Origin of the sequence: Pseudomonas cichorii, assembly GCF_019719005.1 — a bacterium.
Lineage (GTDB): Bacteria > Pseudomonadota > Gammaproteobacteria > Pseudomonadales > Pseudomonadaceae > Aquipseudomonas > Aquipseudomonas cichorii_E.
This window is the reverse complement of the sequence record NZ_JAIGPJ010000026.1, coordinates 62,467-85,238: the sequence shown is the minus strand read 5'-3', so window position 1 is coordinate 85,238 and position 22,772 is coordinate 62,467. Positions and strand designations below refer to the sequence as shown.

23 protein-coding genes and 1 pseudogene are annotated in these 22,772 nt (G+C 58.5%); 7 read left to right on the top strand and 17 right to left on the bottom strand.

Going from position 1 to position 22,772, the window contains the following annotated elements; genetic code table 11:
* A pseudogene (locus K5D32_RS18195) lies at nt 1-1,170 on the top strand (hypothetical protein); the annotation flags it as partial.
* Between the two features lie 176 nt (nt 1,171-1,346).
* Nucleotides 1,347-1,877 (top strand): permease, encoded by a 531-nt coding sequence (locus tag K5D32_RS18190; protein WP_221601323.1) that lies wholly within the window; start codon nt 1,347-1,349, stop codon nt 1,875-1,877.
* Nucleotides 1,878-1,926: 49 nt separating this feature from the next.
* Here K5D32_RS18190 and osmE read toward each other — a convergent pair whose 3' ends face one another.
* Nucleotides 1,927-2,265 carry an osmotically-inducible lipoprotein OsmE gene (osmE, locus tag K5D32_RS18185; RefSeq protein ID WP_221578557.1) on the bottom strand — a complete coding sequence of 113 codons (339 nt, stop codon included), beginning with the start codon at nt 2,263-2,265 and terminating at the stop codon, nt 1,927-1,929.
* Between the two features lie 274 nt (nt 2,266-2,539).
* On the opposite strand from osmE, the gene K5D32_RS18180 reads away from it, so the two are divergent.
* Nucleotides 2,540-3,430: a triacylglycerol lipase gene (locus K5D32_RS18180; protein WP_198727632.1), complete on the top strand. Its 891-nt coding sequence runs from the start codon at nt 2,540-2,542 to the stop codon at nt 3,428-3,430.
* On the opposite strand, the gene K5D32_RS18175 is transcribed toward K5D32_RS18180, so the two are convergent.
* Nucleotides 3,427-4,305 (bottom strand): DMT family transporter, encoded by an 879-nt coding sequence (locus K5D32_RS18175; protein ID WP_221578556.1) that lies wholly within the window; start codon nt 4,303-4,305, stop codon nt 3,427-3,429. The two genes, K5D32_RS18180 and K5D32_RS18175, sit on opposite strands and share 4 nt — an antisense overlap.
* A 134-nt stretch (nt 4,306-4,439) precedes the next feature.
* On the opposite strand from K5D32_RS18175, the gene K5D32_RS18170 reads away from it, so the two are divergent.
* A complete protein-coding gene (locus K5D32_RS18170; RefSeq protein WP_025262180.1) occupies nt 4,440-4,730 on the top strand; it encodes a PsiF family protein in 291 nt (96 codons plus the stop codon).
* A 188-nt stretch (nt 4,731-4,918) separates the two neighbouring features.
* Nucleotides 4,919-5,929 carry an AI-2E family transporter gene (locus K5D32_RS18165; protein ID WP_221578555.1) on the top strand — a complete coding sequence of 337 codons (1,011 nt, stop codon included), beginning with the start codon at nt 4,919-4,921 and terminating at the stop codon, nt 5,927-5,929.
* A gap of 105 nt (nt 5,930-6,034) precedes the next feature.
* Here the strand turns inward: K5D32_RS18165 and K5D32_RS18160 are convergent, their stop codons facing one another.
* Entirely contained in the window at nt 6,035-7,300 is a 1,266-nt protein-coding gene (locus tag K5D32_RS18160; RefSeq protein ID WP_221601322.1) for an Hsp70 family protein, read from the bottom strand.
* Nucleotides 7,301-7,602: 302 nt separating this feature from the next.
* Here K5D32_RS18160 and cbpA point away from each other — a divergent pair, with 302 nt between their 5' ends.
* A complete protein-coding gene (gene cbpA, locus K5D32_RS18155) occupies nt 7,603-8,553 on the top strand; it encodes a curved DNA-binding protein (RefSeq protein ID WP_221601321.1) in 951 nt (316 codons plus the stop codon).
* Between the two features lie 39 nt (nt 8,554-8,592).
* Here cbpA and K5D32_RS18150 read toward each other — a convergent pair whose 3' ends face one another.
* A complete protein-coding gene (locus K5D32_RS18150; RefSeq protein ID WP_221578552.1) occupies nt 8,593-9,714 on the bottom strand; it encodes a sensor histidine kinase KdpD in 1,122 nt (373 codons plus the stop codon).
* A 228-nt stretch (nt 9,715-9,942) separates the two neighbouring features.
* On the opposite strand from K5D32_RS18150, the gene K5D32_RS18145 reads away from it, so the two are divergent.
* The gene (locus K5D32_RS18145; RefSeq protein WP_221578551.1) at nt 9,943-10,269 is read left to right on the top strand and encodes a co-chaperone YbbN; all 327 of its coding nucleotides are present in this window, start codon (nt 9,943-9,945) and stop codon (nt 10,267-10,269) included.
* 39 nt (nt 10,270-10,308) lie between these two features.
* Here K5D32_RS18145 and ureC read toward each other — a convergent pair whose 3' ends face one another.
* The 13 genes from ureC to K5D32_RS18080 all read right to left on the bottom strand — a co-directional run bounded on the left by ureC (nt 10,309) and on the right by K5D32_RS18080 (nt 22,759).
* Nucleotides 10,309-12,009: an urease subunit alpha gene (gene ureC / locus K5D32_RS18140; RefSeq protein WP_025262173.1), complete on the bottom strand. Its 1,701-nt coding sequence runs from the start codon at nt 12,007-12,009 to the stop codon at nt 10,309-10,311.
* Between the two features lie 134 nt (nt 12,010-12,143).
* On the bottom strand, nt 12,144-12,449 hold the full coding sequence (locus K5D32_RS18135) for an urease subunit beta (protein ID WP_095068296.1): 306 nt from the start codon (nt 12,447-12,449) through the stop codon (nt 12,144-12,146).
* The gene (locus tag K5D32_RS18130) at nt 12,446-12,979 is read right to left on the bottom strand and encodes a GNAT family N-acetyltransferase (protein WP_221601320.1); all 534 of its coding nucleotides are present in this window, start codon (nt 12,977-12,979) and stop codon (nt 12,446-12,448) included. The genes K5D32_RS18135 and K5D32_RS18130 overlap by 4 nt, the downstream gene beginning before the upstream one ends.
* A 10-nt stretch (nt 12,980-12,989) precedes the next feature.
* A complete protein-coding gene (locus K5D32_RS18125; protein ID WP_221601319.1) occupies nt 12,990-13,532 on the bottom strand; it encodes a GNAT family N-acetyltransferase in 543 nt (180 codons plus the stop codon).
* A 12-nt stretch (nt 13,533-13,544) separates the two neighbouring features.
* Nucleotides 13,545-13,847 carry an urease subunit gamma gene (gene ureA / locus K5D32_RS18120; RefSeq protein ID WP_025262169.1) on the bottom strand — a complete coding sequence of 101 codons (303 nt, stop codon included), beginning with the start codon at nt 13,845-13,847 and terminating at the stop codon, nt 13,545-13,547.
* A 56-nt stretch (nt 13,848-13,903) separates the two neighbouring features.
* On the bottom strand, nt 13,904-14,749 hold the full coding sequence (locus K5D32_RS18115; RefSeq protein ID WP_221601318.1) for an urease accessory protein UreD: 846 nt from the start codon (nt 14,747-14,749) through the stop codon (nt 13,904-13,906).
* A gap of 48 nt (nt 14,750-14,797) precedes the next feature.
* Nucleotides 14,798-15,496, bottom strand: a complete 699-nt coding sequence (gene urtE / locus K5D32_RS18110) for an urea ABC transporter ATP-binding subunit UrtE (protein WP_025262167.1) — start codon at nt 15,494-15,496, stop codon at nt 14,798-14,800.
* A 157-nt stretch (nt 15,497-15,653) separates the two neighbouring features.
* Complete coding sequence (gene urtD / locus K5D32_RS18105) at nt 15,654-16,514, bottom strand: urea ABC transporter ATP-binding protein UrtD (RefSeq protein WP_216704211.1); 861 nt, start codon at nt 16,512-16,514, stop codon at nt 15,654-15,656.
* On the bottom strand, nt 16,511-17,590 hold the full coding sequence (gene urtC / locus K5D32_RS18100; RefSeq protein WP_221601317.1) for an urea ABC transporter permease subunit UrtC: 1,080 nt from the start codon (nt 17,588-17,590) through the stop codon (nt 16,511-16,513). The genes urtD and urtC overlap by 4 nt, the downstream gene beginning before the upstream one ends.
* Nucleotides 17,590-19,179 (bottom strand): urea ABC transporter permease subunit UrtB, encoded by a 1,590-nt coding sequence (urtB, locus tag K5D32_RS18095; RefSeq protein WP_221601316.1) that lies wholly within the window; start codon nt 19,177-19,179, stop codon nt 17,590-17,592. The genes urtC and urtB overlap by 1 nt, the downstream gene beginning before the upstream one ends.
* Before the next feature lie 86 nt (nt 19,180-19,265).
* Nucleotides 19,266-20,531 carry an urea ABC transporter substrate-binding protein gene (gene urtA / locus K5D32_RS18090; RefSeq protein WP_198727645.1) on the bottom strand — a complete coding sequence of 422 codons (1,266 nt, stop codon included), beginning with the start codon at nt 20,529-20,531 and terminating at the stop codon, nt 19,266-19,268.
* A gap of 318 nt (nt 20,532-20,849) precedes the next feature.
* Nucleotides 20,850-22,223 carry a PepSY domain-containing protein gene (locus tag K5D32_RS18085; RefSeq protein ID WP_221601315.1) on the bottom strand — a complete coding sequence of 458 codons (1,374 nt, stop codon included), beginning with the start codon at nt 22,221-22,223 and terminating at the stop codon, nt 20,850-20,852.
* Nucleotides 22,224-22,324: 101 nt separating this feature from the next.
* Nucleotides 22,325-22,759 carry a DUF2946 domain-containing protein gene (locus K5D32_RS18080; protein ID WP_409339076.1) on the bottom strand — a complete coding sequence of 145 codons (435 nt, stop codon included), beginning with the start codon at nt 22,757-22,759 and terminating at the stop codon, nt 22,325-22,327.
* Between the last annotated feature and the right edge of the window lie 13 nt (nt 22,760-22,772).

The following is a 22,772-nucleotide window of genomic DNA, read 5'->3' as shown; positions in this document are numbered from 1 at the left end:
AAGGATATCGTCAAGGTCGGTTACAGCCTGGGGTACAGCTTCAACCTGTTGATGGCAGTGTTTGTTGAAGCGCCGTGGGCGGTGATCAAGGAGGCGAAGCCGGTGGTTATTGGTGGATATGACATCGGTATTCTGGATCGCTCTTCCGCCTATTGGAAAGCTCAGGGGAATAAGGTCTGGGGGGATGCGATTCGCGGGTTCAGGGTCACGATGGTGGCGTTGGGAGCTTTTGCAGTGGTGGCGGCGGTGTTGGAGCTTTGGGATATTAGAGGCGATTACCAGAATGCTAAAACAGAGGAGGAGAAAGCAGCGCTTTTTGTAAAAGGCATTTCTGTCTTTGTGATGATTACTGCCGGTACATTTCAATTAATTGCAGGCCTAACTCTCTACAGTAAGGTCGTGTTTTTTGTGATGAGTACGTGGTTTACCATCGGTCTTCTAATAGCAGGTGTCGTTTATTTAATTGCCACCATGGTTCTGAACTATTTCAAGCAGGACAGTGTCGGTTGGTGGTTGAGGAAATGCTGCTGGTCGCGCTCGTCTGAACATCGGCATACGGATACTCCAGAAGGAAAGTTCGAAGAAAAGCGCGCTCTATTGGAGATCCAGTTAAGCCCGCAAATCCTCATTAAAAGCACGGTTGAATATAGGCAGATATACATAGGTGCAGCCGGGTATGTAAATATGCCAGTGCAAAACGGTGCCTGGATACAAATACGTTTGCCTGAAACCATACGCGGGCAATGGGTTCAGCTTAACGTAATCAGCAGTACACGACCTTTCGGTTTTCTGCCTACGGAGGAAGCCAATACACCCATTGCAGATAAATTTGAAGAGCTTGGCAAGTTTACTCCGCTCAAGGAGTTCGGCAGGCTCGGCAATGAACAAAAGCCCTATCACCCATCGGATCTGTATTTTCCGAGTTTTCCTGCGGGCGAGGATGTTGTCTGGCAGACCTGGGTTCCGCTGAGGGAAGATGCCACCTACATCGAGTTGCAAATCTGGTATCCGAAGGCAGTCGGTGTCTCGGGTGAAAAAGCTCAAAGCTATCTTTACCAGATAGAACTAAGCCAAGAGGGAAGCATGGTTGTAGATGGCTCAACACTCACACAAATTGAAGTCAGTAAAAAAAGCCGTGCCAACGCATTGATCCTTGCTCTTCCGGAATAAGAAATATGATGAATAACATAATGCCTTACAATGCAGAGCAGAGCGTACCTTCTTGCAAAGAGATATCCGTAATGGTCTGGAGTATCAAAACAATTGACTGCCCACCAAAGGAATTAAGAAAGATTTATATTGTAATAATATTGTCATGCCTCTTACCCTTTCTTTATTGCGTATGGATGATGTGGAATACGCTTCCCGCTGATGTGGAACTGCTTATAGGGTTCGGTTGTGCGGCAGTGGTTTCCGCGACTTACATGATTATGCTTGTCGCCAGAAAAAAGACCATATTCAATTACCAAATAGATATCCAGGCAGGCTCTGTCGAGTACTACGACTACTACCCAAGCTTTGCAGGCCCGCTCTTCAAAGGCATCGCCATTTTCACCATCCTGCTCTTTCTCGGCGTCGCGCTCGCCACCGGCTCGCTGCTCTTCCTGCTCGGCCCAGCCGCCATTTCAATCGGGGCAGCGCGTACTTTGCTGAATTGGAAGAACCCGATTCATCATCGAGAGACTCGTCCATGGGATATGCATAACTTCGTCACGATTGATCCTAAGCGCTCAATCATTGTTATCCATTGCACTGATATCACCACAGGCTTTGTGGCCCACTTCCCCGACAAGGCGTTATTCGAGCAGTACCTGCAATTCCTGCATTCCGTCCTGCCACCCACGGTCGAGTACATGGAGAAAGACTGGGAGTGGTGAAAAGCCCGGTGCTTGCTGCAACGAGCTTTTTATTACTACACGGCGCACGTCACATGGCGCGTTCGTTCGCTTCGCGCTGTTCGCAGGTCATGAAGCCTTTGTGGTTCACACGGCCGTCGCCGTTGAAGCTCACGTGATAGACCTGCTTGTGGCCTTCCTTGAACAACACGTAGTTATTGCAGGTTCCCGGGTTCACCTTGCGCTCGAAGATGGACGATGGCTCACCGCCGATTGTCAGGACTTGTTGTCGGGTCATGCCGTTTTCGACCTGCTTGACCAGCGGTTCGTCGCGATAGGTCACGAAGTCCACCGGATTCTGCACGGTAGTGGTGCCACAACCCGCCAATGTCCCCAATACACAGGTAGCCGCCAGGATTTTCTTGTACATCGTTGTCTCTCCGCATGACAGAGCCGTTCTTGGCCCGATGGAGGTTGGAGCCGGGAAGGTGTGCGAGAGTTCGATAATTGATGGCTATAGGGCAGTACGTGTGTTTGTCATATATATCTGTCTTGCTGCCAAACACCGCTAGGCTTTGTCTGAAAAGTACCTGCGCGTCGACCAGGCAGCGTTGAAAACAGGCTCGCCTTGCCTGATCACCGCTCGGTGACTTTTCAAACAAACCCAAAGGTTCTAGCTATTGGCTAACGTGGGAGAGGCATATATGGCGCAAGAACAAGCTACGCGATATCCGTTGCTGCTCGTGCCCGGGTTGTTGGGGTTTGTGCGTTTACTGGTCTATCCCTACTGGTTCGGCATCATAAAGGCGCTGGAGCGGGGTGGGGCGACGGTGATTCCGGTGATGGTTTCCGGGGTCAACTCCACCGAGATACGGGGAGAGCAGTTGCTCAAGGTTGTCGAGAAGACCATCCGCGAAACCGGTGTGTCCAAGGTCAACCTGATCGGCCATAGCCAAGGCGCACTGACGGTTCGTTATGTCGCCGCAAAGCGCCCGGATCTGGTGGCTTCGGTGACCTCTGTGGCCGGTCCCAATCATGGCTCCGAACTGGCGGATTATCTGGAGCGTACTTTCCCGGTAGGCAGTGCGGGCGGGCGTGTGGTGAATGCGGTGATCGGTTTGCTGTCCTGGACGATCACGGTGTTTGAAACCGGGTATCGCGGGCCGAAGTTGCCGATGAATATCTCGGCTTCCCACCAGTCCCTGACCACGACCGGGGTGGCACTGTTCAACCGGCAGTACCCTCAGGGGCTGCCGCATACCTGGGGTGGTCAGGGTGAGGAACTGGTCAATGGGGTGCGTTATTACTCCTGGTCCGGGATTCTGCAGCCAGGCGTTACCAATCGTGGGCGCAACCTGATCGACGGGACCAACGTCACCTGTCGGATCTTCGCCCGCACCTTCGTCAAGGAAAAGGGCCAGTGCGACGGTATGGTCGGGCGTTTCAGCTCACACCTGGGCACCGTGATCGGTGATGACTTTCCCCTCGACCACTTCGATATCGTCAACCAGACCTTTGGCCTTGTAGGCAAGGGTGCGAACCCCGTGAAGCTCTTTCTTGACCACGCCGCACGCCTGAAAGCCGCCGGCCTTTAGGTCGTCTGCCGCAGCGGGGTCTTCCAGCGTTCTGCCAGGATGACTCCGCACAGGGTCAAGGCTCCGCCGGCCAGGTGATAGAGCGCCAGTCGTTCGCCCAGAAAGGCGGCCGCGATCAGCGCGGTAGCAATGGGCATGAGGTTGAAGAACAGCGTCGTGCGGCTGGGCCCCAGCCGCATGATGGACGTCATCCACAACCAGGGCGCGAGCATCGAGGTCGGAATGGCCGCATACAGAACCATGGGAATATTACTCATGTTCAGGCCGGTTCTGGGCGAGAGAATGAACAGCGGAAACAGCACAATGATTGCCACCAGAATCTGCAAATACAGCAACTGCAAGGGCGGCAGGCACAGTTGCCATTTTTTCAGCAGGGTGCTGTAGACAGCGTAGGCAGCAGCCGCGACCAGAACCATCGCATCCCCGCGATTGATGCCCTGTTCCACGAGTGCGCTCAGGTTGCCAGCCGAGACCACCACGACCACGCCTGCAAAAGACAGTACGGCCCCGAGCAGGGCACCGAAAGTCAGGCGATTGCCCAGGCAGGCGATGGAAAGCCCCAGCGCCATCATCGGCACCAGGGATTGAATGATCCCCATGTTGGTGGCCGTGGTCATGCCGGCGGCGAAATACGCCAGGCTCTGGTACACCGCCATGCCCAGCACGCCCAGAATGATGATCTTGCCCAGCACCGGTTTGATCCGCGTCCGGTTCTTCCACACGGGCCTCAGCATGAAGGGCGTAAACAGCAGGCCCGCCAGCAACCAGCGGTAGAAACCGATCTCGGAAGGGAAGATCACCAGCGATGAAGCCTTGGTAATCACGGTGTTGGCTGCCCAGATCAGGATGGTCAGCAGAGGAAAGGCGTATTGCATGGGATAACCGATAAAAAACCTGAGGGGATTATCCACCCGATGGGGCGTCTTGGCTCGACATACATCGCAACATCTTTGACTACACTCTTCTGAGGCTGCGCTGATCGGCACGGTCGTTATGGAGAGTTGACCTGATGAAGACGCTCGGTATTTCTTTGTTGCTCGTTGGTCTGATGGTATCCGCCCAAGGTTTTGCCGCCACGGAGCAGCAGAACAAAATGACTTCCTGCAATGCTGACGCCAGTGCCAAATCGCTCAAGGGCGATGAGCGCAAGGCCTTCATGAGTACCTGCCTGAAAGCGGCACCGGCTCCGGCGCAAACCCAGCAGGAAAAAATGAAGACCTGCAACGCGACAGCCACCACCCAGGCCCTCAAGGGCGATGCCCGCAAGAGTTTCATGAGCGATTGTCTCAAGAAGAAATAATTTTCCGGCGAGGGACGCATCCGTCCGAATGCCGGTTCAGGTGCGGGAAATAAAGCCCTCTGGCCTGATTCCCGCCGCAGCGCTTCAGCCAAGGGTCGCGCTATTGCTGTTCAGGCCTTCGGATCACTGGTCCTCGGCTCTGAACGCTGGCAGACTGCCGTCTTCTTTGTGCCGCCCGTTGAGACTTTATGCCAACGTTTTCTGCGCGTCAGGTGTTGTTAGCCAGCTGGATTCTGGTCTTTGGCGGTCTGCTGCTGATCCTGCCTTTCAAGCTCCTGCCAAGTCTGTTGGCCGGTCTGCTGGTCTACGAACTGGTCAACATGCTGACCCCCAGGCTGCAACGCCTGATTTCCGGCGAGCGTGCCCGCTGGCTGGCGGTGGCCTTGCTGGGGACCATCATTGTCAGTCTGCTGACCCTGATTTTCGCTGGCGCCATCAGTTTTGTACTGCATGAAGCCGAGAACCCCGGCGCGTCACTGGACAAGTTCATGGTCCTGGTGGAGCGGGCCCGTGGGCAATTGCCGCCTTTCATCGATGCCTACCTGCCTGCCAGTGCGGCCGAGTTTCAGGTGTCCTTGGGCCAATGGCTGCAAAAGCATATCGGTGAGTTGCAGATGATCGGCAAGGGCGCTGCCCACATGTTCGTGACCATGCTGATCGGCATGGTACTGGGCGCGATCATCGCCTTGCAGCGCATCTCGGACGTTCACACCCGCAAGCCGCTGGCCGCTGCGCTGTTTGACCGACTGAGCCTGCTGAGCCGTGCGTTTCGCAACATCGTCTTTGCCCAGATCAAGATCTCGCTGCTCAACACCGCCTTTACTTCAGTGTTCCTGGCGATTGTCCTGCCGTTGTGGGGCATTCACCTGCCGCTGACCAAGACCCTGATCATCATGACCTTCCTGCTCGGCCTGTTGCCGGTGGTGGGTAACCTGATGTCTAACACCCTGATCTTCATCGTCGGCATGTCGGTCTCGATCTGGGTGGCCTTCGCGGCGCTGACCTACCTGATCGTCATCCACAAGGTCGAATACTTCCTCAATGCGCGGATCGTCGGCGGGCAGATCAATGCCAAGTCCTGGGAACTGCTGCTGGCCATGCTCCTGTTCGAAGCAGCCTTCGGCCTGCCGGGCGTCGTGGCAGGGCCGATTTATTATGCGTATCTCAAGAGCGAGCTACAGAAGGAAGGGTTGGTGTAGGAGGGGAAGTTTCAAGCTGCAAGCTTTAAGCGGCAAGTAAAAGCACAGCGCGTACACCGCCCGCTTTTTCTTGCAGCTTGAAGCTTAAAACTTGCAGCTCACGCCTTACCCATACCTCTTCTTGGCCTCAATCGCCAACCCGCTCCCAATACTCCCGAATATATTGCCTTCCACATGTCGGGCATTGGGCAGCATGGCTGACACGCTGTTGCGCAAGGCCGGAATCCCGCTTGAACCACCGGTGAAGAACACCGTGTTCACCTGCTCGACGCCTACGCCTGCATCGCTCAGCAGTTTGCGGACGCTGTCACGCACACGTTCAAGCTGTGCGTCGATGGCTGACTCGAACATTGCCCGGCTCAAGTCCACGCTCAGGCCGCTTTCGATGCGGTCCATCGGGACGTGACGGTTGTCGGCATGGGTCAGCTGTATCTTGGTTTCTTCCACTTCCATCGCCAGCCAGTGCCCGGCGCGCTGTTCGATCAGTTTGAACAGGCGGTCGATGCCGCCGGTGTCTTCGATGTCGTAGCGCATGCTGCCCAAGGCCAGCTGGGATTTCTGCGAGTACACGGCGTTGATGGTGTGCCAGGTCGCCAGGTTCATGTGATGGCTGGTCGGCATGTAGGCACCGCTTTTCATGCGGCTGCCATAACCGAACAACGGCATCACGCCTTGCAGGCTCAATTGCTTGTCGAAGTCGGTACCGCCGATATGCACGCCGCCCGTGGCCAGGATGTCTTGGTGGCGATCATTGTGGGTACGGCGTTCCGGTGACAGGCGCACCAGAGAGAAGTCCGACGTACCACCGCCGATATCGACGATCAGTACCAGCTCTTCGCTGTTGATGCCGGATTCATAGTCGAAGGCGGCAGCAATCGGCTCGTACTGGAACGACACGTCCTTGAAGCCGATCTTGCGGGCGACTTCGGCCAGGGTGTCTTCGGCCTCCTGATCGGCTTGGGCGTCGTCATCGACGAAATGCACCGGACGACCCAGCACAACCTGCTCGAACTCCCTGCCAGCGGTGCGTTCTGCACGCTTTTTCAGCTCGCCGATGAACAGCCCCAGCAAATCCTTGAATGGCATCGCTGTACCCAGCACGCTGGTGTCGTGCTTGATCAGCTTGGAACCCAGCAGGCTCTTGAGCGAGCGCATCAGGCGGCCTTCGTAGCCTTCCAGGTACTCGTGCAGTGCCAGGCGGCCATACACCGGGCGACGTTCTTCCATATTGAAGAACACCACCGACGGCAGGGTGATCTTGTCGTCCTCCAGCGCAATCAACGCCTCCACGCCAGGTCTTTGCCAGCCGACAGTGGAATTGGACGTGCCGAAATCGATGCCGCAGGCACGGGCCGGGGATTGGTCATTCATGTCTTTTACGTTCCAGTCAAAAAACGGCCGCGCAGTGTATGTCAGTGCATCGCGATTGCGTAGCGGGGAAAACAGTAGATAGGTTGTTATCGGTAATTGCACCCAAGGCTTGAACTCTGGCCGCTCACCCCAATCTTCAGGGAATTGTCGGCAGACCCGGGCTGTATTTCATGTGCCCGGCGCCAGATGCGTTACATTATCCAGCGCGAAATTATCCGGATTGCCTCAAATAAGAGGATGCTGTGCGCATTACACCGACGCACGGAGTTGCGCTGGACATATTGGGGATGGGTGATCGTTAGATGGATTTCAAAGATTATTACAAGATTCTCGGCGTTGAGCCGACGGTCGATGACAAGGCGCTCAAGGCGGCCTATCGCAAGCTTGCGCGCAAGTATCATCCGGACGTCAGCAGAGAAGCTGGCGCGGAAGACAAGTTCAAGGAAGCGTCCGAGGCTTATGAAGTCCTGAGCAGCCCGGAAAAGCGCGCCGAGTATGACGAGCTGCGCAAGTACGGGCGTCAGGGCCGGCCTTTTCAGCCTCCACCCGGCTGGCAAAGCCGTGCGGGTGCGGGCGGCGGTGGTTTTGGTGGGGATACCACGGACTTCTCCGAGTTCTTCAGCTCGATCTTTGGCGGTCGCGCCCAGCAGCAGGGTGGCCGTACACGTAACCAGGGTCGCAAGGGACAGGACGTGGAAATGGAACTGGCGATCTTCCTGGAAGAAACCCTGTCGGGCGAATCCAAGCAGGTCAGCTTCAAGGTTCCCCAGCACAGCCCCAACGGGCAGCGCATGGCGGATATCACCAAGACCCTGAACGTGAAGATTCCTGCCGGAGTCGTGGATGGCGAGCGTATCCGCCTCAAGGGTCAGGGCGCGCCCGGTGTTGCAGGTGGCGAGAATGGCGATCTGTACCTGATCATTCGCCTGGCGCCGCATCCGCTTTTCGAGGTGGAGAACCATGACCTGATCATTACCGTGCCGCTTGCTCCATGGGAGGCTGCGCTGGGTGCCAAGGTGGCTGTGCCGACCCTGACCGGCAAGATCAACCTGACCATCCGGCCGGAAAGTCAGAACGGTCAGCGCCTGCGCATCAAGGGCAATGGCCTGCTGGACAAGAAAGGCGAGCGTGGCGATCTGTACGCTCAGCTCAAGATTGTCATGCCCCGCACGGTCGACGAGGCCACCAGGGCGCTCTGGCAGAAGCTGGCCGACAAGGCTGCCTTTGATCCGCGGAGTCAGTGGGGTAATTGAGTCGTCTGTCAGGTGGTCGATGACCGGCCACCTGAATGTTCAGACGCCGCGTGGCAAGACCACGGTAAAGGTGGTTCCCTCGCCGATGTTCGAGGTCACGGTGATGCTGCCCGCATGAGCGTTCACCACTTCCTTGACGATGAACAGTCCCAGACCGAGGCTGGTCGAGGGCTGCCGGGTGTCCGAGTCATTATTCACGCTGCGCACCATCGGATCGAAAATTGTGCCGATGGCCTCTTCGGCAATGGGCTCGCCGTCGTTGTGGACAATCAGTTCCACGCTGTTTTCCCAGCCAGTGACCTTGACGGTGACTTCGTGGTTTGCGGTTCCGTGTTGCAGTGCATTGCCGATCAGGTTCTGCAGCAGCTGACCGATTCTTGAGCTGTCCCATTCGCCCCGGGTATTACCTTCGATTTTCAGATGCGGTGTGCTGGTCGGCTGCCCGGCACAGGCTTCTTCGATGGCTTCACGGCAGGCGGTTGCCAGGTCCATGGGTTTGCGCTCGACCGGCAGGCTGGCACCCAGGCGGCTGCGCACGAACTCCAGTAAATCTGCGACCATGACGCCCATGTGGCGTGTACTGCTCTTGATCTGAGAAATATAGGCGAGCGTCTTTTCATCCTGCTGTTCTTTGCGCATCAGCATTTCCGTGGACATGCTGACGGCCTGCAACGGTGCCCGCAGGTCATGGCCGAGAATGGCCAGGAACATGTCCCGGGAACGGGTGACCTGCTCGACGTAGGCTGCCGTGGATTCGGCCAGGGCTTCGTCGATGACTTCGTTGAAACGGATCATGTCCTCGAACGCGGTCGGCTCCGGTGCGCTCAGGCTTTCGCTCCACAGCCGGATGACACTGGTGCGCAAGTGGCGAAACTCGGAGGTCATCTGCACCAGGTCGAAGCCTACGGTGTGCCGCAGTTCACCATGGCTGGCGGCTGCTTCATCGAGTTTCAGCGCGGACTTGGGAGCCTTGATGGCTTGATCGCGCTTGCTCAGGACCGCTTCCATGTCTCTGGCGGCCGCCAGCAGAATCGACTTGGCATGGTCGCGCAGTTCGACACGACTCATGGTGTCGGCCGCGGGTTTCAGCGTCTTGGCGAAGTCTTCCCATTCATCGACGATGCTATCCACATGAGCGACGATGAATTCAGATAGTCGCATTGTCGGTTACCTTGCTTCAGGGGTAATGAGGGGTGCCGGGCATATTACCGTTTTTGCCTTGTCCGACAAACAGCCGTCTGACGCCTTTGAAGAGGCGGATACTGTCATTTCTGACAGGTAGACGAGGTGAGAGAGCAGTTATAGGTTACTCGCTAGCGATGAAGACGTTTTGTGAATGAGGTATCGCGTACATCCCGCTCCTGTAGATCAAATAGGAGAAATTGAATCATGAACGTTATGAATGTGGATGATGACAGCTTTCAGGATCAGATATTTACCACGGACAGACTCGTACTGGCCGAGTTCAGTACTTCGGGCAGCAGTGACAGTGCCCTGACCAGCCGGATCATCGATGACCTCGCGACAACGTTCGATGACCAGATATTGATTCTTCGGTTAGATGCCGACAGCACTGAGGCGACTGTCGAGAATTTCGCCGTAGACAGTGTCCCCACGGTCATCTTTTTCAGGAACGGTGCTGAGGTGTCGAGAATGAGCGGCGTTCACGAGCAGGACGATTACGAACAGGAAATCGAGAGGCTCCTGGAAGACTGAAAACCAAAAGGGCCTTCCTGAAGGAAGGCCCTTGCGGGATCAGAACAGGAAGTATCGCTGCGCCATGGGCAGTACATCCGCCGGTTCACACCATAGCAACACCCCATCAGCCTTGACCTGATAGGTCTGCGGATCGACATCGATGTCGGGCAGGTAGTCGTTGTGAATCAGGTCTTTCTTCTGCACGCTGCGGCAGCCTTTGACCACACCAATCTGTTTCTTCAGGCCCAGGGTTTCCGGCACGCCGGCGTCGAACGCTGCCTGGCTGATGAAGGTCAGGCTGGTGGCATGCAACGAGCTGCCATAGCTGGCGAACATCGGGCGGTAATGCACCGGTTGTGGCGTCGGGATCGAGGCGTTGGCGTCGCCCATCAGGCTGGCCGCGATGGCACCGCCCTTGAGAATCAGGGTGGGTTTCACGCCGAAGAACGCTGGACGCCACAACACCAGATCCGCCCACTTGCCCACTTCGATGGAGCCCACTTCATGGCTGATGCCGTGGGTGATCGCCGGGTTGATGGTGTATTTGGCGATATAACGCTTGGCGCGGAAGTTGTCGTTGCCCGGACCGTCTCCAGGCAAAGGGCCGCGCTGTTTCTTCATTTTGTCGGCGGTCTGCCAGGTGCGCATGATCACTTCGCCGACACGGCCCATGGCCTGGCTGTCGGAGCTGAGCATCGAGAACGCGCCCAGGTCGTGAAGGATATCCTCGGCGGCAATGGTTTCCCGGCGGATACGGCTTTCGGCGAAGGCCACGTCTTCGGCGATGCTGGGGTCCAGGTGATGGCAGACCATCAGCATGTCCAGGTGCTCGTCGATGGTGTTACGGGTGAATGGCCGGGTCGGGTTGGTGGAGCTGGGCAGGACATTGGGCGAGCCGCAGGCCTTGATGATATCGGGAGCGTGACCGCCACCGGCACCTTCGGTGTGATAGGTGTGGATGGTGCGGTTCTTGAACGCTGCCAGTGTGGTTTCGACAAAGCCCGATTCGTTGAGCGTATCGGTATGAATCGCGACCTGCACATCGTATTCGTCAGCCACGCTCAGGCAGTTGTCGATGGCCGCAGGCGTGGTGCCCCAGTCTTCGTGCAATTTCAGGCCGATGGCTCCGGCCTTGACCTGTTCGATCAACGGGCCGGGAACGCTGACGTTACCCTTGCCGGTCAGGCCGATGTTCATCGGGAACGAGTCGGCGGCTTTCAGCATGAGAGCCATGTGCCACGGACCTGGCGTGACGGTGGTGGCATTGGTGCCAGTGGCCGGGCCGGTGCCGCCACCGATCATGGTGGTCACGCCACTCATCAGCGCTTCTTCGATCTGCTGCGGGCAGATGAAGTGAATGTGCGTATCGACGCCTCCAGCGGTCAGGATCATGCCTTCACCGGCGATTACCTCGGTCGCCGCGCCCACGGCGATGGTCACGTCCGGCTGGATATCCGGGTTGCCCGCCTTGCCGATGGCGGCGATCCGGCCATCCTTGATCCCGACGTCCGCCTTGACGATCCCCCAGTGATCGATGATCAGGGCATTGGTGATCAGCGTGTCCACCACTTCGGCGGCCAGCAACTGGCCCTGACCCATGCCGTCACGGATGACCTTGCCACCGCCGAATTTCACTTCCTCTCCGTAGGTGGTGAAGTCCTTTTCGACCTCGATCCACAGCTCGGTATCGGCCAGGCGCACCTTGTCGCCAACGGTGGGGCCGAACATGTCGGCGTAGGCTTGTCGGCTTATTTTCATTTATCGGGTCTCGAATTTTGAGCTGCAAGCTTCAAGCTGCGAGCTTCAAGTAAAAGCGGATCACAAGCGCGGCTGCTGCTGTTTCTTGCAGCTTGTAGCCTGGCGCTTGCAACTGGACCTGGTGCGGACACGTTCTACAGGTCTCCCATAACCCGGCCTGCAAACCCGAAAACCCGCCTCAATCCGGCCAGGTCCACCAGTTCCACTTCTCGCGACTGGCCCGGCTCGAAACGCACGGCGGTGCCGGCCGGGATGTTCAGGCGCATGCCGCGGCTGGCGGCACGGTCGAAAGTCAGGGCGTCGTTGGTTTCAAAAAAGTGAAAGTGCGAACCGACCTGAATCGGACGGTCGCCGCTGTTGGCAACGGTCAGGCTGATGGTGCGGCGTCCGGCGTTGAGTTCGATGTCGCCGGGCTGAATCTGGTATTGGCCAGGGATCATGTCTGTTGCCCCAAGGTTTTGAAATAAATGGCGGTTGGCATGTAGCGACCATCCGGTGTGGCGCAGTAATCCGGCAGTTCGCCCACACGGGTGTAGTCGAGGGCGCGGTAGAAGGCCTCCGCAGGCGAACCGGCTTCGGTGTCCAGATGCAGCAGGCCGCGCTTTTGCTGGACGGCAGCCTGTTCGACCGCTTCCATCAGTTGAGTACCCAGCCCACGGCCTCTGGCCTTTTGCAGCACCATGAGCTTTTGCACTTCTGCACGATTGAGGCCGTTGGGCTTCTGGCACAGCGACAATTGCGCGCTGGCCAGTACCTGTTCGTCCTGAACCACTACCCACAACAGCAGACTGCCGCTGGTGATATCGGTCTTCAGGCTGTCGCACCAGGCCAGGGCCTGTTCCGTGTTCAGGTCAGCCATGAATCCTACCGACGCTCCGTTGTGTACGGCATCGAGCAGCAGCTCGGCCAGCCCGTGGCGGTAATGCGCAAAACTGTCAGCGTTTACACGACGCAACTGTGCAGGATTCATGAGCAATGCCCTAGTGAGGTTGTGGGGCCTGAGAAGCCGGTGCCGGTGCGCCGGGCGACAGATCCAGTTGCATGAACGTCAGATCCAGCCAGCGTCCGAACTTGGTGCCGACCTGTGGCATCTGCCCGGTGGTCTTGAAGCCCAGGCGTTCATGCAGGGCGATGGAGGCCGCGTTGCCGCTCTCGATGGCCGCCACCATGATGTGCTTGTCGCAAAGACGGGCGCGTTCTATCAGCGCGGCCATCAGCTTTGGCCCCAATCCCTTGCCGCGCTGATCGGCGCGAACGTAGACCGAATGCTCGACCGTATGCCGAAAGCCCTCGAAGGGACGCCAGTCGCCAAATGACGAGTAGCCCAGCACTTCACCCGAATCGTCGACAGCGATCAGGATCGGGTAGGCCTGTACCTTGCGCGCCTCGAACCAGGCCTGACGATTGGCCAGGTCCACGGGCTGCTCGTTCCAGATCGCCGTGGTGTTGAGCACCGCGTCGTTGTAGATGGCGAGGATGCCTTGCAGATCGGCGGGCAGTGCATCGCGAATCAGGTCGTTCATAAGTCTTTTGGCTCAGGCAATCGGTTGATGCACGGTGACCAGCTTGGTGCCGTCCGGGAAGGTGGCTTCCACCTGAATCTCGGGGATCATTTCCGGGATGCCTTCCATGACCTGATCGCGGCTCAGCAGCGTGGTGCCGTAATGCATCAGATCGGCCACGGTCTGCCCGTCGCGGGCACCTTCCAGCAGTGCCGCAGAGATATAGGCCATGGCTTCCGGGTAGTTGAGTTTCACCCCGCGGGCCAGACGGCGCTCGGCAACCAGGCCAGCGGTGAAAATCAGCAGTTTGTCTTTTTCGCGTGGACTCAGATCCATGGTGTATTCCGTTTCTTAAAGTTCTGGTGTGGGAGCGAACAAACCACACCGCAAAATCATGTGTTCCAGATCCTGGGCGTCACCGCCTCGCGCCCCAGCAATGCCGGGCGCAGCAGTTTCCATAGTTCGATCAGCCAGGCCCGTGCATGCAGGGCTTCATCCGCCAGACAACGGGCAACTACCAGACCCGGCAATTGGGTCAGGTCACCGCTGACCGGGTTGGGCATCGAAAGCGAGCGGCAGGCTTCGAGCAGTTCGCTGTCGATGTCACCGGTGATCAGCAGGGTTGCGAATACGGTCCTGCCGTTCAGCCCGATAGGCGAATCCAGCAGGCCGTCGCCGCCGGCAATTCGCTGCCGTTCATGCCATAGCAACTGGCCGTCGCGGCGGATATCCAGATGTGACTGAAAATGCCCCTGCCCGAAACGCTCGCTACTGGCTGGACGCCCCAGCGCCACCACATCCCAATAACACAGCCGGGCATCGCCTTGCAGGTCGATACGGGTGGTCAGTTCGGCCTGGGCCTGGCTGAACACGATGGTTTCCTGGGGCAGCCACTCCAGCGTCGCGCCGGGTTCGACGCGCAGCTCCAGTTGCTGATAGGCCGGGCTTGCGGCGCGATACCACTTGGCCGCTCCGGGGCTGGTCAGTTGCGCCCAGGCCTGCTGGCCGACAGTGGCCGAGATATCCAGCCGGTCCCCGCCCGCAATGCCTCCGGGCGGATGGACGATGATGTGCTGACAGACTTGCGGACCTTCGGCATACAAATGCTTCTGCACCCGCAGCGGTCCTTTATGGCGTCGCTGGACCGGTCGCGTGCAGTCGTCGAAACGTCCATAGCCCAGCTCCAGCTCGGCATGCCAGCTGGGCGTGAACAGGGCGGTGTGGGCAGGCAGATTCATGGTGTCTTCATTGTTTTGTCGAGTACTGCACCTTAACGGATTGGCGTCTCAAATGGTGACAAGACCACGAACGCCCTCGGCTTCCATGTTCTCGCCACGACCTTGCTGGACGATCTCGCCACGGGACATCACCAGATACTGGTCCGCCAGCTCGGCTGCGAAATCGTAGAACTGCTCTACCAGCAGAATAGCCATGTCACCACGCTCGGCCAGCTTCTTGATGACCGCGCCGATTTCCTTGATGACCGAGGGCTGAATGCCTTCGGTGGGCTCGTCGAGAATCAGCAGGCGAGGGCGACTGGCCAAGGCGCGGCCGATTGCCAGTTGCTGTTGCTGACCCCCGGACAGGTCGCCGCCACGGCGATGCTTCATTTGCAGCAGAACCGGGAACAGCTCGTAGATGAACGCTGGAACCTCTTTGGCTTCGGAGCCCGGGAAACGCGACAGGCCCATCAGCAGGTTTTCCTCCACCGTCAGGCGCCCGAAAATCTCCCGGCCCTGAGGCACGTAGGCAATCCCGGCATGCACCCGCTGGTGCGGTTTGAAGCCGGTGATGGGCTTGCCTTCCCACTCGACCGAACCCTCTTTGGACGGCAACAGCCCCATCAATACCTTGAGCAACGTGGTCTTGCCGACGCCGTTACGACCCAGCAGGCAAGTGACTTCGCCGACTTTCACGTCAAAGGACAGACCGCGAAGAATGTGACTGCCGCCGTAGTATTGGTGGAGTTTGCTAACGTTCAGCATGTGTGTTCCTCGGAGCTGAAAGCGGCAAGCTAAAAGCCGCAAGAAGAATCAAAAGCAGAAAAGCAGTCATCAAGCGGAAAGCTACAAGCTCCAAGAAAAATCAAAAGCCAGGGCGCTTTTTCTTGTCGCTTGCAGCTCACAGCTTGCAACTGGGCGCTCAGCGCCCCAAATACACTTCAATCACTCGTTCATCGGCCTGTACGTCTTCCAGCGACCCTTCAGCCAGAACGCTGCCCTGGTGCAATACGGTCACGTGGTCGGCAATCGAGCCGACGAAACCCATGTCGTGTTCCACCACCATCAGCGAATGCTTGCCTGCCAGGCTCTTGAACAGCTCGGCGGTGAATTCGGTTTCGGCGTCGGTCATGCCGGCAACGGGTTCGTCGAGCAGCAGCAATTGCGGGTCCTGGACCAGCAGCATGCCGATTTCCAGAAACTGCTTCTGGCCGTGGGACAGCAGACCGGCCGGGCGTTGTGCGGATGCGGTCAGGCGAATGGTTTCCAGCACTTCGTTGATCCGGTCGCGCTGTTCGCCATTGAGTTTTGCGCGCAGTGAAGCCCAGACCGATTTGTCGGTCTTTTGCGCCAGCTCCAGGTTCTCGAACACGCTCAGGGCTTCGAAAACCGTGGGTTTCTGAAACTTGCGACCGATCCCGGCCTGAGCGATCTGCACTTCGCTCATTTGTGTCAGGTCCAGGGTTTCACCGAACCAGGCCTTGCCGTGGCTGGGGCGTGTCTTGCCGGTGATCACGTCCATCAGCGTGGTCTTGCCCGCGCCGTTGGGGCCGATGATGCAGCGCAATTCGCCCACGCCGATGTACAGATTCAAGTCATTGAGGGCCTTGAAGCCGTCGAAGCTGACGCTGATGTCTTCCAGGGTCAGTATCGTACCGTGCCGGGTGTTGAGCCCCTGGCCTGCAACCTGGCCCAGACCGATGGCGTCTCGGCTGGTGCCCGCGTCGGAGTTGGGATCGAGGATCGGTTCGAGCATGAAAGCGGGTGTCGGTGTGTTGTTCATGACTCGCTCCTTTTCTTCAGCAGGCCGATCACGCCCTTGGGCAGATACAGCGTCACGATGATGAACAGTGCGCCAAGAAAGAACAGCCAGTATTCAGGGAAGGCCACGGTGAACCAGCTCTTCATGCCGTTGACCAGACCCGCGCCCAGTAATGGGCCGATCAAGGTGCCGCGACCACCCAGTGCCACCCAGACGGCGGCCTCGATGGAGTTGGTCGGTGACATTTCGCTGGGGTTGATGATGCCGACCTGTGGCACATACAAGGCTCCGGCCAAGCCACAGAGCACGGCGCTCAGGACCCAGACGAACAGCTTGAAGCCACGAGGGTCGTAGCCACAGAACATCAGGCGGTTTTCTGCATCGCGCAAGGCGGTCAGCACTCGACCGAACTTGCTCTGTGCCAGACGCCAGCCCACATACAGGCTCGCCACCAGCAACAGGACCGTGAGCAGAAACAGCGTGGCCCGGGTGCCCTGGGAACTGATGCTGAAACCCAGGATGCTGCGGAAGTTGGTAAAGCCGTTGTTGCCGCCAAAACCGGTTTCGTTACGGAAGAACAGCAACATGCCAGCGAAGGTCAGCGCCTGGGTCATGATCGAGAAATACACGCCTTTGATCCGCGAGCGGAAAGCGAAGAAGCCGAACACCAGCGCCAGCAAGCCCGGAGCCAATACCACCAGACACATGGCCCAGAGGAAATTGTCGGTGCCTGCCCAATACCAGGGCAGTTCGGTCCACGACAGAAAGGTCATGAACGCTGGCAGGCCATCGCCTGCCGCTTCACGCATCAGGTACATGCCCATGGCATAACCGCCCAGGGCGAAGAACAGGCCGTGGCCCAGCGACAACAGGCCTGCATAACCCCAGACCAGATCCAGCGCCAGAGCAACGATGGCGTAGCAGAGGATCTTGCCCACCAGCGTCAGGGTATAGGCCGAAACCTGCAGGCCGTTATCGGCAGGCAGCAACGACAACAGCGGCATGGCCAGCAGAATGGCCAGAACCAGAATGCCCACGGTCAGCGTGCCCTTTGGCCCGACTTTCTGTACGGCGGTCACTATCAATGGCTGATTCATCAGTCGATCACCCGTCCTTTCAGTGCGAAGAGACCTTGCGGACGTTTCTGGATAAACAGAATGATCAGCGCCAGGATCAGGATCTTGCCCAATACGGCACCGATTTGCGGTTCAAGAATCTTGTTGGCGATGCCCAGCCCGAAAGCGGCCATTACGCTGCCTGCCAGTTGGCCGACACCGCCGAGCACCACCACCAGGAACGAGTCGATGATGTAGCTCTGGCCAAGGTCCGGGCCGACGTTGCCGATCTGACTCAAGGCCACGCCGCCCAGCCCGGCGATACCCGAGCCCAACCCGAAGGCCATCATGTCGATGCGCCCGGTGGGCACGCCGCAGCAGGCGGCCATATTGCGGTTCTGAGTCACGGCGCGCACGTTCAGACCCAGGCGGGTCTTGTTCAGCAGCAGCCAGGTCAGCACCACCACGAACAGTGCGAAAGCGATGATCACGATACGGTTGTAAGGCAGCACCAGGTTGGGCAGCACTTGAATGCCGCCCGACAGCCATTCAGGGTTGGCGACTTCAACGTTCTGCGCGCCGAAAGCCAGACGCACGGCCTGGATCAGCATCAGGCTGATACCCCAGGTGGCGAGCAGGGTTTCCAGCGGGCGCCCATACAAGTGGCGAATCACGGTGCGCTCCAGCGCCATGCCGATCAGTGCCGTGACAAAAAACGCTACCGGCAAGGCAATCAACGGGTAGTACTCGATGGCACCCGGCGCATAGCGCTGGAACATCAACTGCACCACATAGGTTGAATAGGCACCCAGCATCAGCATTTCGCCGTGGGCCATGTTGATCACGCCCAGCAGGCCGAAGGTGATCGCCAGCCCCAGAGCGGCCAGCAACAGAATCGAACCCAGAGACATGCCACTGAAGGCCTGGCCCAATACTTCGCCGATCATCAGCTTGCGTTTGACCTGCGCCAGACTGGTTTCGGCAGCAATGCGCACGGTTGCATCGGTTTCCACGCCGGGCGACAGCAAGGATTCAAGCCGGGTACGCGCCAGCGGATCGCCGGTTTCACCCAGCAGCCGCACGGCGGCCAGACGCACCGAAGGGCTGCTGTCGACCAGTTGCAGATTGGCCAGCGCCAGTGTCAAGGCGTCCTTTACGCCGGAGTCGGTTTCGGCGGCGACCCGTTGGGTCAGCAGTTCAAGCTGAGCGGGACGGGCGCTTTTCTGCAATTGCCGGGCAGCGGCCAGACGCAATTTCGCATCGGCCGCCAGCAATTGATGACTGGCCAGCGCGGTCTCGACCAGACCCCGCAGCCGATTGTTCAGGCGCAGTTTGCGCGGTTCATCAGGGTTTGGTGCATCGGCGGCGGCAGGTGCCTGGGCATCCACGGCCACGTATTGCTCGTTGTTTTCGAGGTAGGCGCGTTTACTGCTGTCTGCTGCAACACGTCCATCGCGCAAGGCCTCGAGCAGCTCGACACGTTCGGGCACAGGTTTGGCTGCCCAGGTTTCAAGCAGGTCGGCCTGTTGCGAAGAGCTGGCAGAAACGAAGTCGCCGGCATCACTGGCGTGTACTGCCAATGGCAGCAGGAACGCGAACGTGAGAATGAGGCGGTACAGGGTCTTGGGCATATCGATAGCCTGGGAGTCGGCGGTGAGGCATTTCGCGAATGAATTGCCCCGTAGGAGCGAATTCATTCGCGAAGGTCATCTAGGTATTAATTACTCTTCACCGCATGATCCGGCTTCTTGTCGTTGCCAGGGATGTACGGGCTCCATGGCTGGGCACGGATCGGCTCCTTGGTCTGCCAGACCACGTTGAACTGACCGTTATCCTCGACTTCACCGATCATCACCGGCTTGTGCAGGTGGTGGTTGGTCTTGTCCATGGTCAGGGTGAAGCCCGACGGCGCGGCGAAGGTCTGACCGGCCATGGCTTCGCGAACCTTGTCCACATCGGTGGACTTGGCTTTCTCGACCGCCTGCGCCCACATGTGGATGCCGACGTAGGTGGCTTCCATCGGGTCGTTGGTCACTGCCTTGTCTGCACCCGGCAGATTCTTTTTGGTGGCGTAGGCTTTCCAGTCAGCCACGAACTTTTTGTTGACCGGGTTTTCCACGGACTGGAAGTAGTTCCAGGCAGCCAGATGGCCGACCAGTGGCTTGGTGTCGATGCCGCGCAGTTCTTCTTCGCCGACCGAGAACGCAACCACTGGCACGTCGGTGGCCTTGAGGCCCTGGTTGGCCAGTTCCTTGTAGAACGGCACGTTGGAGTCGCCGTTCACAGTGGAGATCACAGCGGTCTTGCCGCCTGCCGAGAACTTTTTGATGTTCGCCACGATGGTCTGGTAATCGGCGTGGCCGAACGGTGTGTAAACCTCTTCGATGTCGCTGTCCTTCACGCCTTTGGAGTGCAGGAAGGCGCGCAGAATCTTGTTGGTGGTGCGCGGGTAGACGTAGTCGGTGCCCAGCAGGAAGAAACGCTTGGCTGCGCCGCCGTCTTCGCCCATCAGGTACTCGACCGCAGGAATGGCCTGCTGGTTAGGCGCTGCACCGGTGTAGAACACGTTCGGCGACATTTCTTCGCCTTCGTACTGCACGGGGTAGAACAGCAGGCCATTGAGTTCTTCAAATACCGGCAATACCGACTTGCGCGATACCGACGTCCAGCAACCGAACACGACAGCGACCTTGTCCTGAGTCAGCAGTTGACGGCCCTTTTCCGCGAACAGCGGCCAGTTGGAGGCCGGGTCGACGATGACAGGTTCCAGCATCTTGCCGTTCACGCCACCCTTGGCATTGATTTCGTCGATGGTCATCAACGCCATGTCCTTGAGCGAAGTCTCGGAAATGGCCATGGTCCCGGAAAGCGAATGCAGAATACCGACCTTGATCGTTTCGGCTGCCTGAACTGTCCAGGTCATACCCATTGCGGCGATTGATGCGGTCAGGGTGAAAGCTTTGATCAGGCTGCGACGCTTCATTGGACGGGCTCCGTTCGGTTGGCTTTTTTGGTAGGGCGAAAGAATTGCCTCAGAGGTCCTAAGCAAAGGCTGTGCCCAGCCGGGCAAATGGAGCACATATCCGTTCTAGAAGAGTCGCCGGGGAAGCGAGCGCACTGAAGTGGCGCTGAGGGTGGTGCGTCGTGGGTTTTTTGTTCGTTGTTGGTGCGTGGAGTGTTCGCGCCCATGAAAAAGCCGACTCGAGGTCGGCTTTTTCAGAGAATCTGACGAGGCCCGAACCGGTCGGGTGAGGAATTCATCACAAAACCGCCCGCCGGTTTCAGGCTTCGCAGCTGCAATTTAAGCTGCCGCCGAAGATTTAGCAAAGCGGGAAAAAACAATCCGATCGAATGCCCATACCAGCAGCAGTGAAATGCCCACCAGCGGGAAGGCTACGGCCAGTGCGAACATGATCACGATTGCCGTTTTCCAGCGTGGCAGATCATGGCGCAAGGGCGGTACACCAAGGCCTCCAACAGGACGGCGTTTCCACCAGATCACCAGCCCGCTGACCGAGCCGAGCAGAATCATCAGGCACGCCACAAAGATCAGCATCTGGTTGATCCAGCCGAAGAACTTGCCTTCATGGAGCATCACGCTCATCTCGGTAGCCCTGGAAACCAGGCTGTAATCCTTCCAGCCCACGTCAGCCAGCACCTTGCCGCTGTACTGATCGATATGCAGGGTGGCGTCATTGCGCGGATCGTCCGCGAACACCGCCACCGTGAACACCCCTTCGGCAGTCTTGGGCGCGGTGATGCTATAGCCGGGCTCGACACTACGTTCGGTGGCGATATCCACCACTTGCTGCAGCGTGACCTTCGGTGCCGCCGGGCCGGCTGACATGCCGTGATGGTGCATGTGTTCGGCATGTTCACCCGTGGACTGCGGCATCGGCGTGTTTTCCAGCGCCCATGGCACGGTCTGCACGCTGGCGGTATTGAGTTCACCGGCCAGTTGCGTGGATTTGGGCACATCGGTCCACATCGCGGCCGGGAAGGTGTTCCACAGCTCGGCGTATTGCTTGCCCCAGAATCCGGTCCAGGTCATGCCGCTGAGCAGCATGAACAGCAGAATCAGCGAGCCCCAGAAGCCGGTGACCGCATGCAGGTCGCGCCACAGCACTCGCCCGCGACTGCTCAAGCGTGGCCACAAGACTCCAGCGGCATTGCTTCCCCGTGGCCACCACAGGTACAGACCTGAAACCACCAACATGATGCCCCAGCCAGCGGCCAGTTCGATCAGCCGGTCGCCGACTGTGCCGATCATCAGTTCGCCATGCAGAGCGCGTGCGATGGCTTGCAGGTTGTCTTTGGCATCTTGGGTGCCCAGGATCTCGCCGCGATAAGGGTCGATAAAGACATTCAGCTCACGACCCTGCTCGCGCACCACAAACTGCGCGCTGCCCTCGGCGTTGACGGGCGGGAAGTATTTGCTGACAGCTGCCTGTGGATAACTGCTCAGCACCCGCTGTTGCAACTCGTCGGCGCTGAGCTGGTGATGAGCGGGTTTGACGGTCAGCAGGTCGCTGTACATCAACTGGTCCAGCTGTGGCTTGAACAGGTAAATGATCCCGGTCAGCGCCAGCAGGATCATGAACGGCGCGACGAACAGCCCGGCATAGAAATGCCAGCGCCAGGCCAGGTTATAGAAAGAGACTTTACGCTGTGACATGAAAAGCGTGCTCACGGTAAAAGGTACAGGACTGATTCGCGCAGGTTTGCGCCAGCTCAGTCAGGTTCGCGCAACCTTCCGGGCTGCGGTCGTTATGGGGGTCAGGCTGCTGTCGTGGCGGGAGGTGCCCGGCTGCGGGCATGCAGGAAGGCGCTCTGACGCGCATGACCTTGCCGGGTGAGCGCGGCAAAGAAATCGGAGGGTTTGGGTGGTGTGGCGGCAACCAGTGTCAGCACTCGAGGCAGAGCGGGGCAGCCGAACAGCAAAGTACAGTAGCCGCATTTGGCCCATAAGGCGTGGTCGTCCATGCCTGTATTGGCAGGCTTGGCCTGCTCGCTGCCAGGGTGGGCGTGGTGCGATTCCATATCCATCGAGGTCGGCGTGGACATGGACATACCGGCGTGATGCTCCATCGGCATCGACTGGGAAACCAGTGGACCGATAAAGATCATCAACATGGCGAACAGACTCAGCCACGTGCCCCGGACTTTACGAGGCGTGGATGAGTGAACGCGATCAGTGCGCATGGCGCTCAAGTCAGGCAGTCAC

What these genes read in the sequence shown, in the direction of transcription:
- K5D32_RS18180 (WP_198727632.1), top strand. Translation starts at nt 2,540, where the DNA reads ATGGCGCAAGAACAAGCTACGCGATATCCGTTGCTGCTCGTGCCCGGG.
- K5D32_RS18145 (WP_221578551.1), top strand. Translation starts at nt 9,943, where the DNA reads ATGAACGTTATGAATGTGGATGATGACAGCTTTCAGGATCAGATATTT.
- ureA (WP_025262169.1), bottom strand. Translation starts at nt 13,847, where the DNA reads ATGGATCTGAGTCCACGCGAAAAAGACAAACTGCTGATTTTCACCGCT.
- cbpA (WP_221601321.1), top strand. Translation starts at nt 7,603, where the DNA reads ATGGATTTCAAAGATTATTACAAGATTCTCGGCGTTGAGCCGACGGTC.
- K5D32_RS18190 (WP_221601323.1), top strand. Translation starts at nt 1,347, where the DNA reads ATGATGTGGAATACGCTTCCCGCTGATGTGGAACTGCTTATAGGGTTC.
- urtD (WP_216704211.1), bottom strand. Translation starts at nt 16,514, where the DNA reads ATGAACAACACACCGACACCCGCTTTCATGCTCGAACCGATCCTCGAT.
- urtA (WP_198727645.1), bottom strand. Translation starts at nt 20,531, where the DNA reads ATGAAGCGTCGCAGCCTGATCAAAGCTTTCACCCTGACCGCATCAATC.
- osmE (WP_221578557.1), bottom strand. Translation starts at nt 2,265, where the DNA reads ATGTACAAGAAAATCCTGGCGGCTACCTGTGTATTGGGGACATTGGCG.
- K5D32_RS18115 (WP_221601318.1), bottom strand. Translation starts at nt 14,749, where the DNA reads ATGAATCTGCCTGCCCACACCGCCCTGTTCACGCCCAGCTGGCATGCC.
- urtE (WP_025262167.1), bottom strand. Translation starts at nt 15,496, where the DNA reads ATGCTGAACGTTAGCAAACTCCACCAATACTACGGCGGCAGTCACATT.
- K5D32_RS18135 (WP_095068296.1), bottom strand. Translation starts at nt 12,449, where the DNA reads ATGATCCCTGGCCAATACCAGATTCAGCCCGGCGACATCGAACTCAAC.
- K5D32_RS18165 (WP_221578555.1), top strand. Translation starts at nt 4,919, where the DNA reads ATGCCAACGTTTTCTGCGCGTCAGGTGTTGTTAGCCAGCTGGATTCTG.
- K5D32_RS18150 (WP_221578552.1), bottom strand. Translation starts at nt 9,714, where the DNA reads ATGCGACTATCTGAATTCATCGTCGCTCATGTGGATAGCATCGTCGAT.
- K5D32_RS18175 (WP_221578556.1), bottom strand. Translation starts at nt 4,305, where the DNA reads ATGCAATACGCCTTTCCTCTGCTGACCATCCTGATCTGGGCAGCCAAC.
- K5D32_RS18170 (WP_025262180.1), top strand. Translation starts at nt 4,440, where the DNA reads ATGAAGACGCTCGGTATTTCTTTGTTGCTCGTTGGTCTGATGGTATCC.
- K5D32_RS18085 (WP_221601315.1), bottom strand. Translation starts at nt 22,223, where the DNA reads ATGTCACAGCGTAAAGTCTCTTTCTATAACCTGGCCTGGCGCTGGCAT.
- urtB (WP_221601316.1), bottom strand. Translation starts at nt 19,179, where the DNA reads ATGCCCAAGACCCTGTACCGCCTCATTCTCACGTTCGCGTTCCTGCTG.
- urtC (WP_221601317.1), bottom strand. Translation starts at nt 17,590, where the DNA reads ATGAATCAGCCATTGATAGTGACCGCCGTACAGAAAGTCGGGCCAAAG.
- K5D32_RS18125 (WP_221601319.1), bottom strand. Translation starts at nt 13,532, where the DNA reads ATGAACGACCTGATTCGCGATGCACTGCCCGCCGATCTGCAAGGCATC.
- ureC (WP_025262173.1), bottom strand. Translation starts at nt 12,009, where the DNA reads ATGAAAATAAGCCGACAAGCCTACGCCGACATGTTCGGCCCCACCGTT.
- K5D32_RS18160 (WP_221601322.1), bottom strand. Translation starts at nt 7,300, where the DNA reads ATGAATGACCAATCCCCGGCCCGTGCCTGCGGCATCGATTTCGGCACG.
- K5D32_RS18130 (WP_221601320.1), bottom strand. Translation starts at nt 12,979, where the DNA reads ATGAATCCTGCACAGTTGCGTCGTGTAAACGCTGACAGTTTTGCGCAT.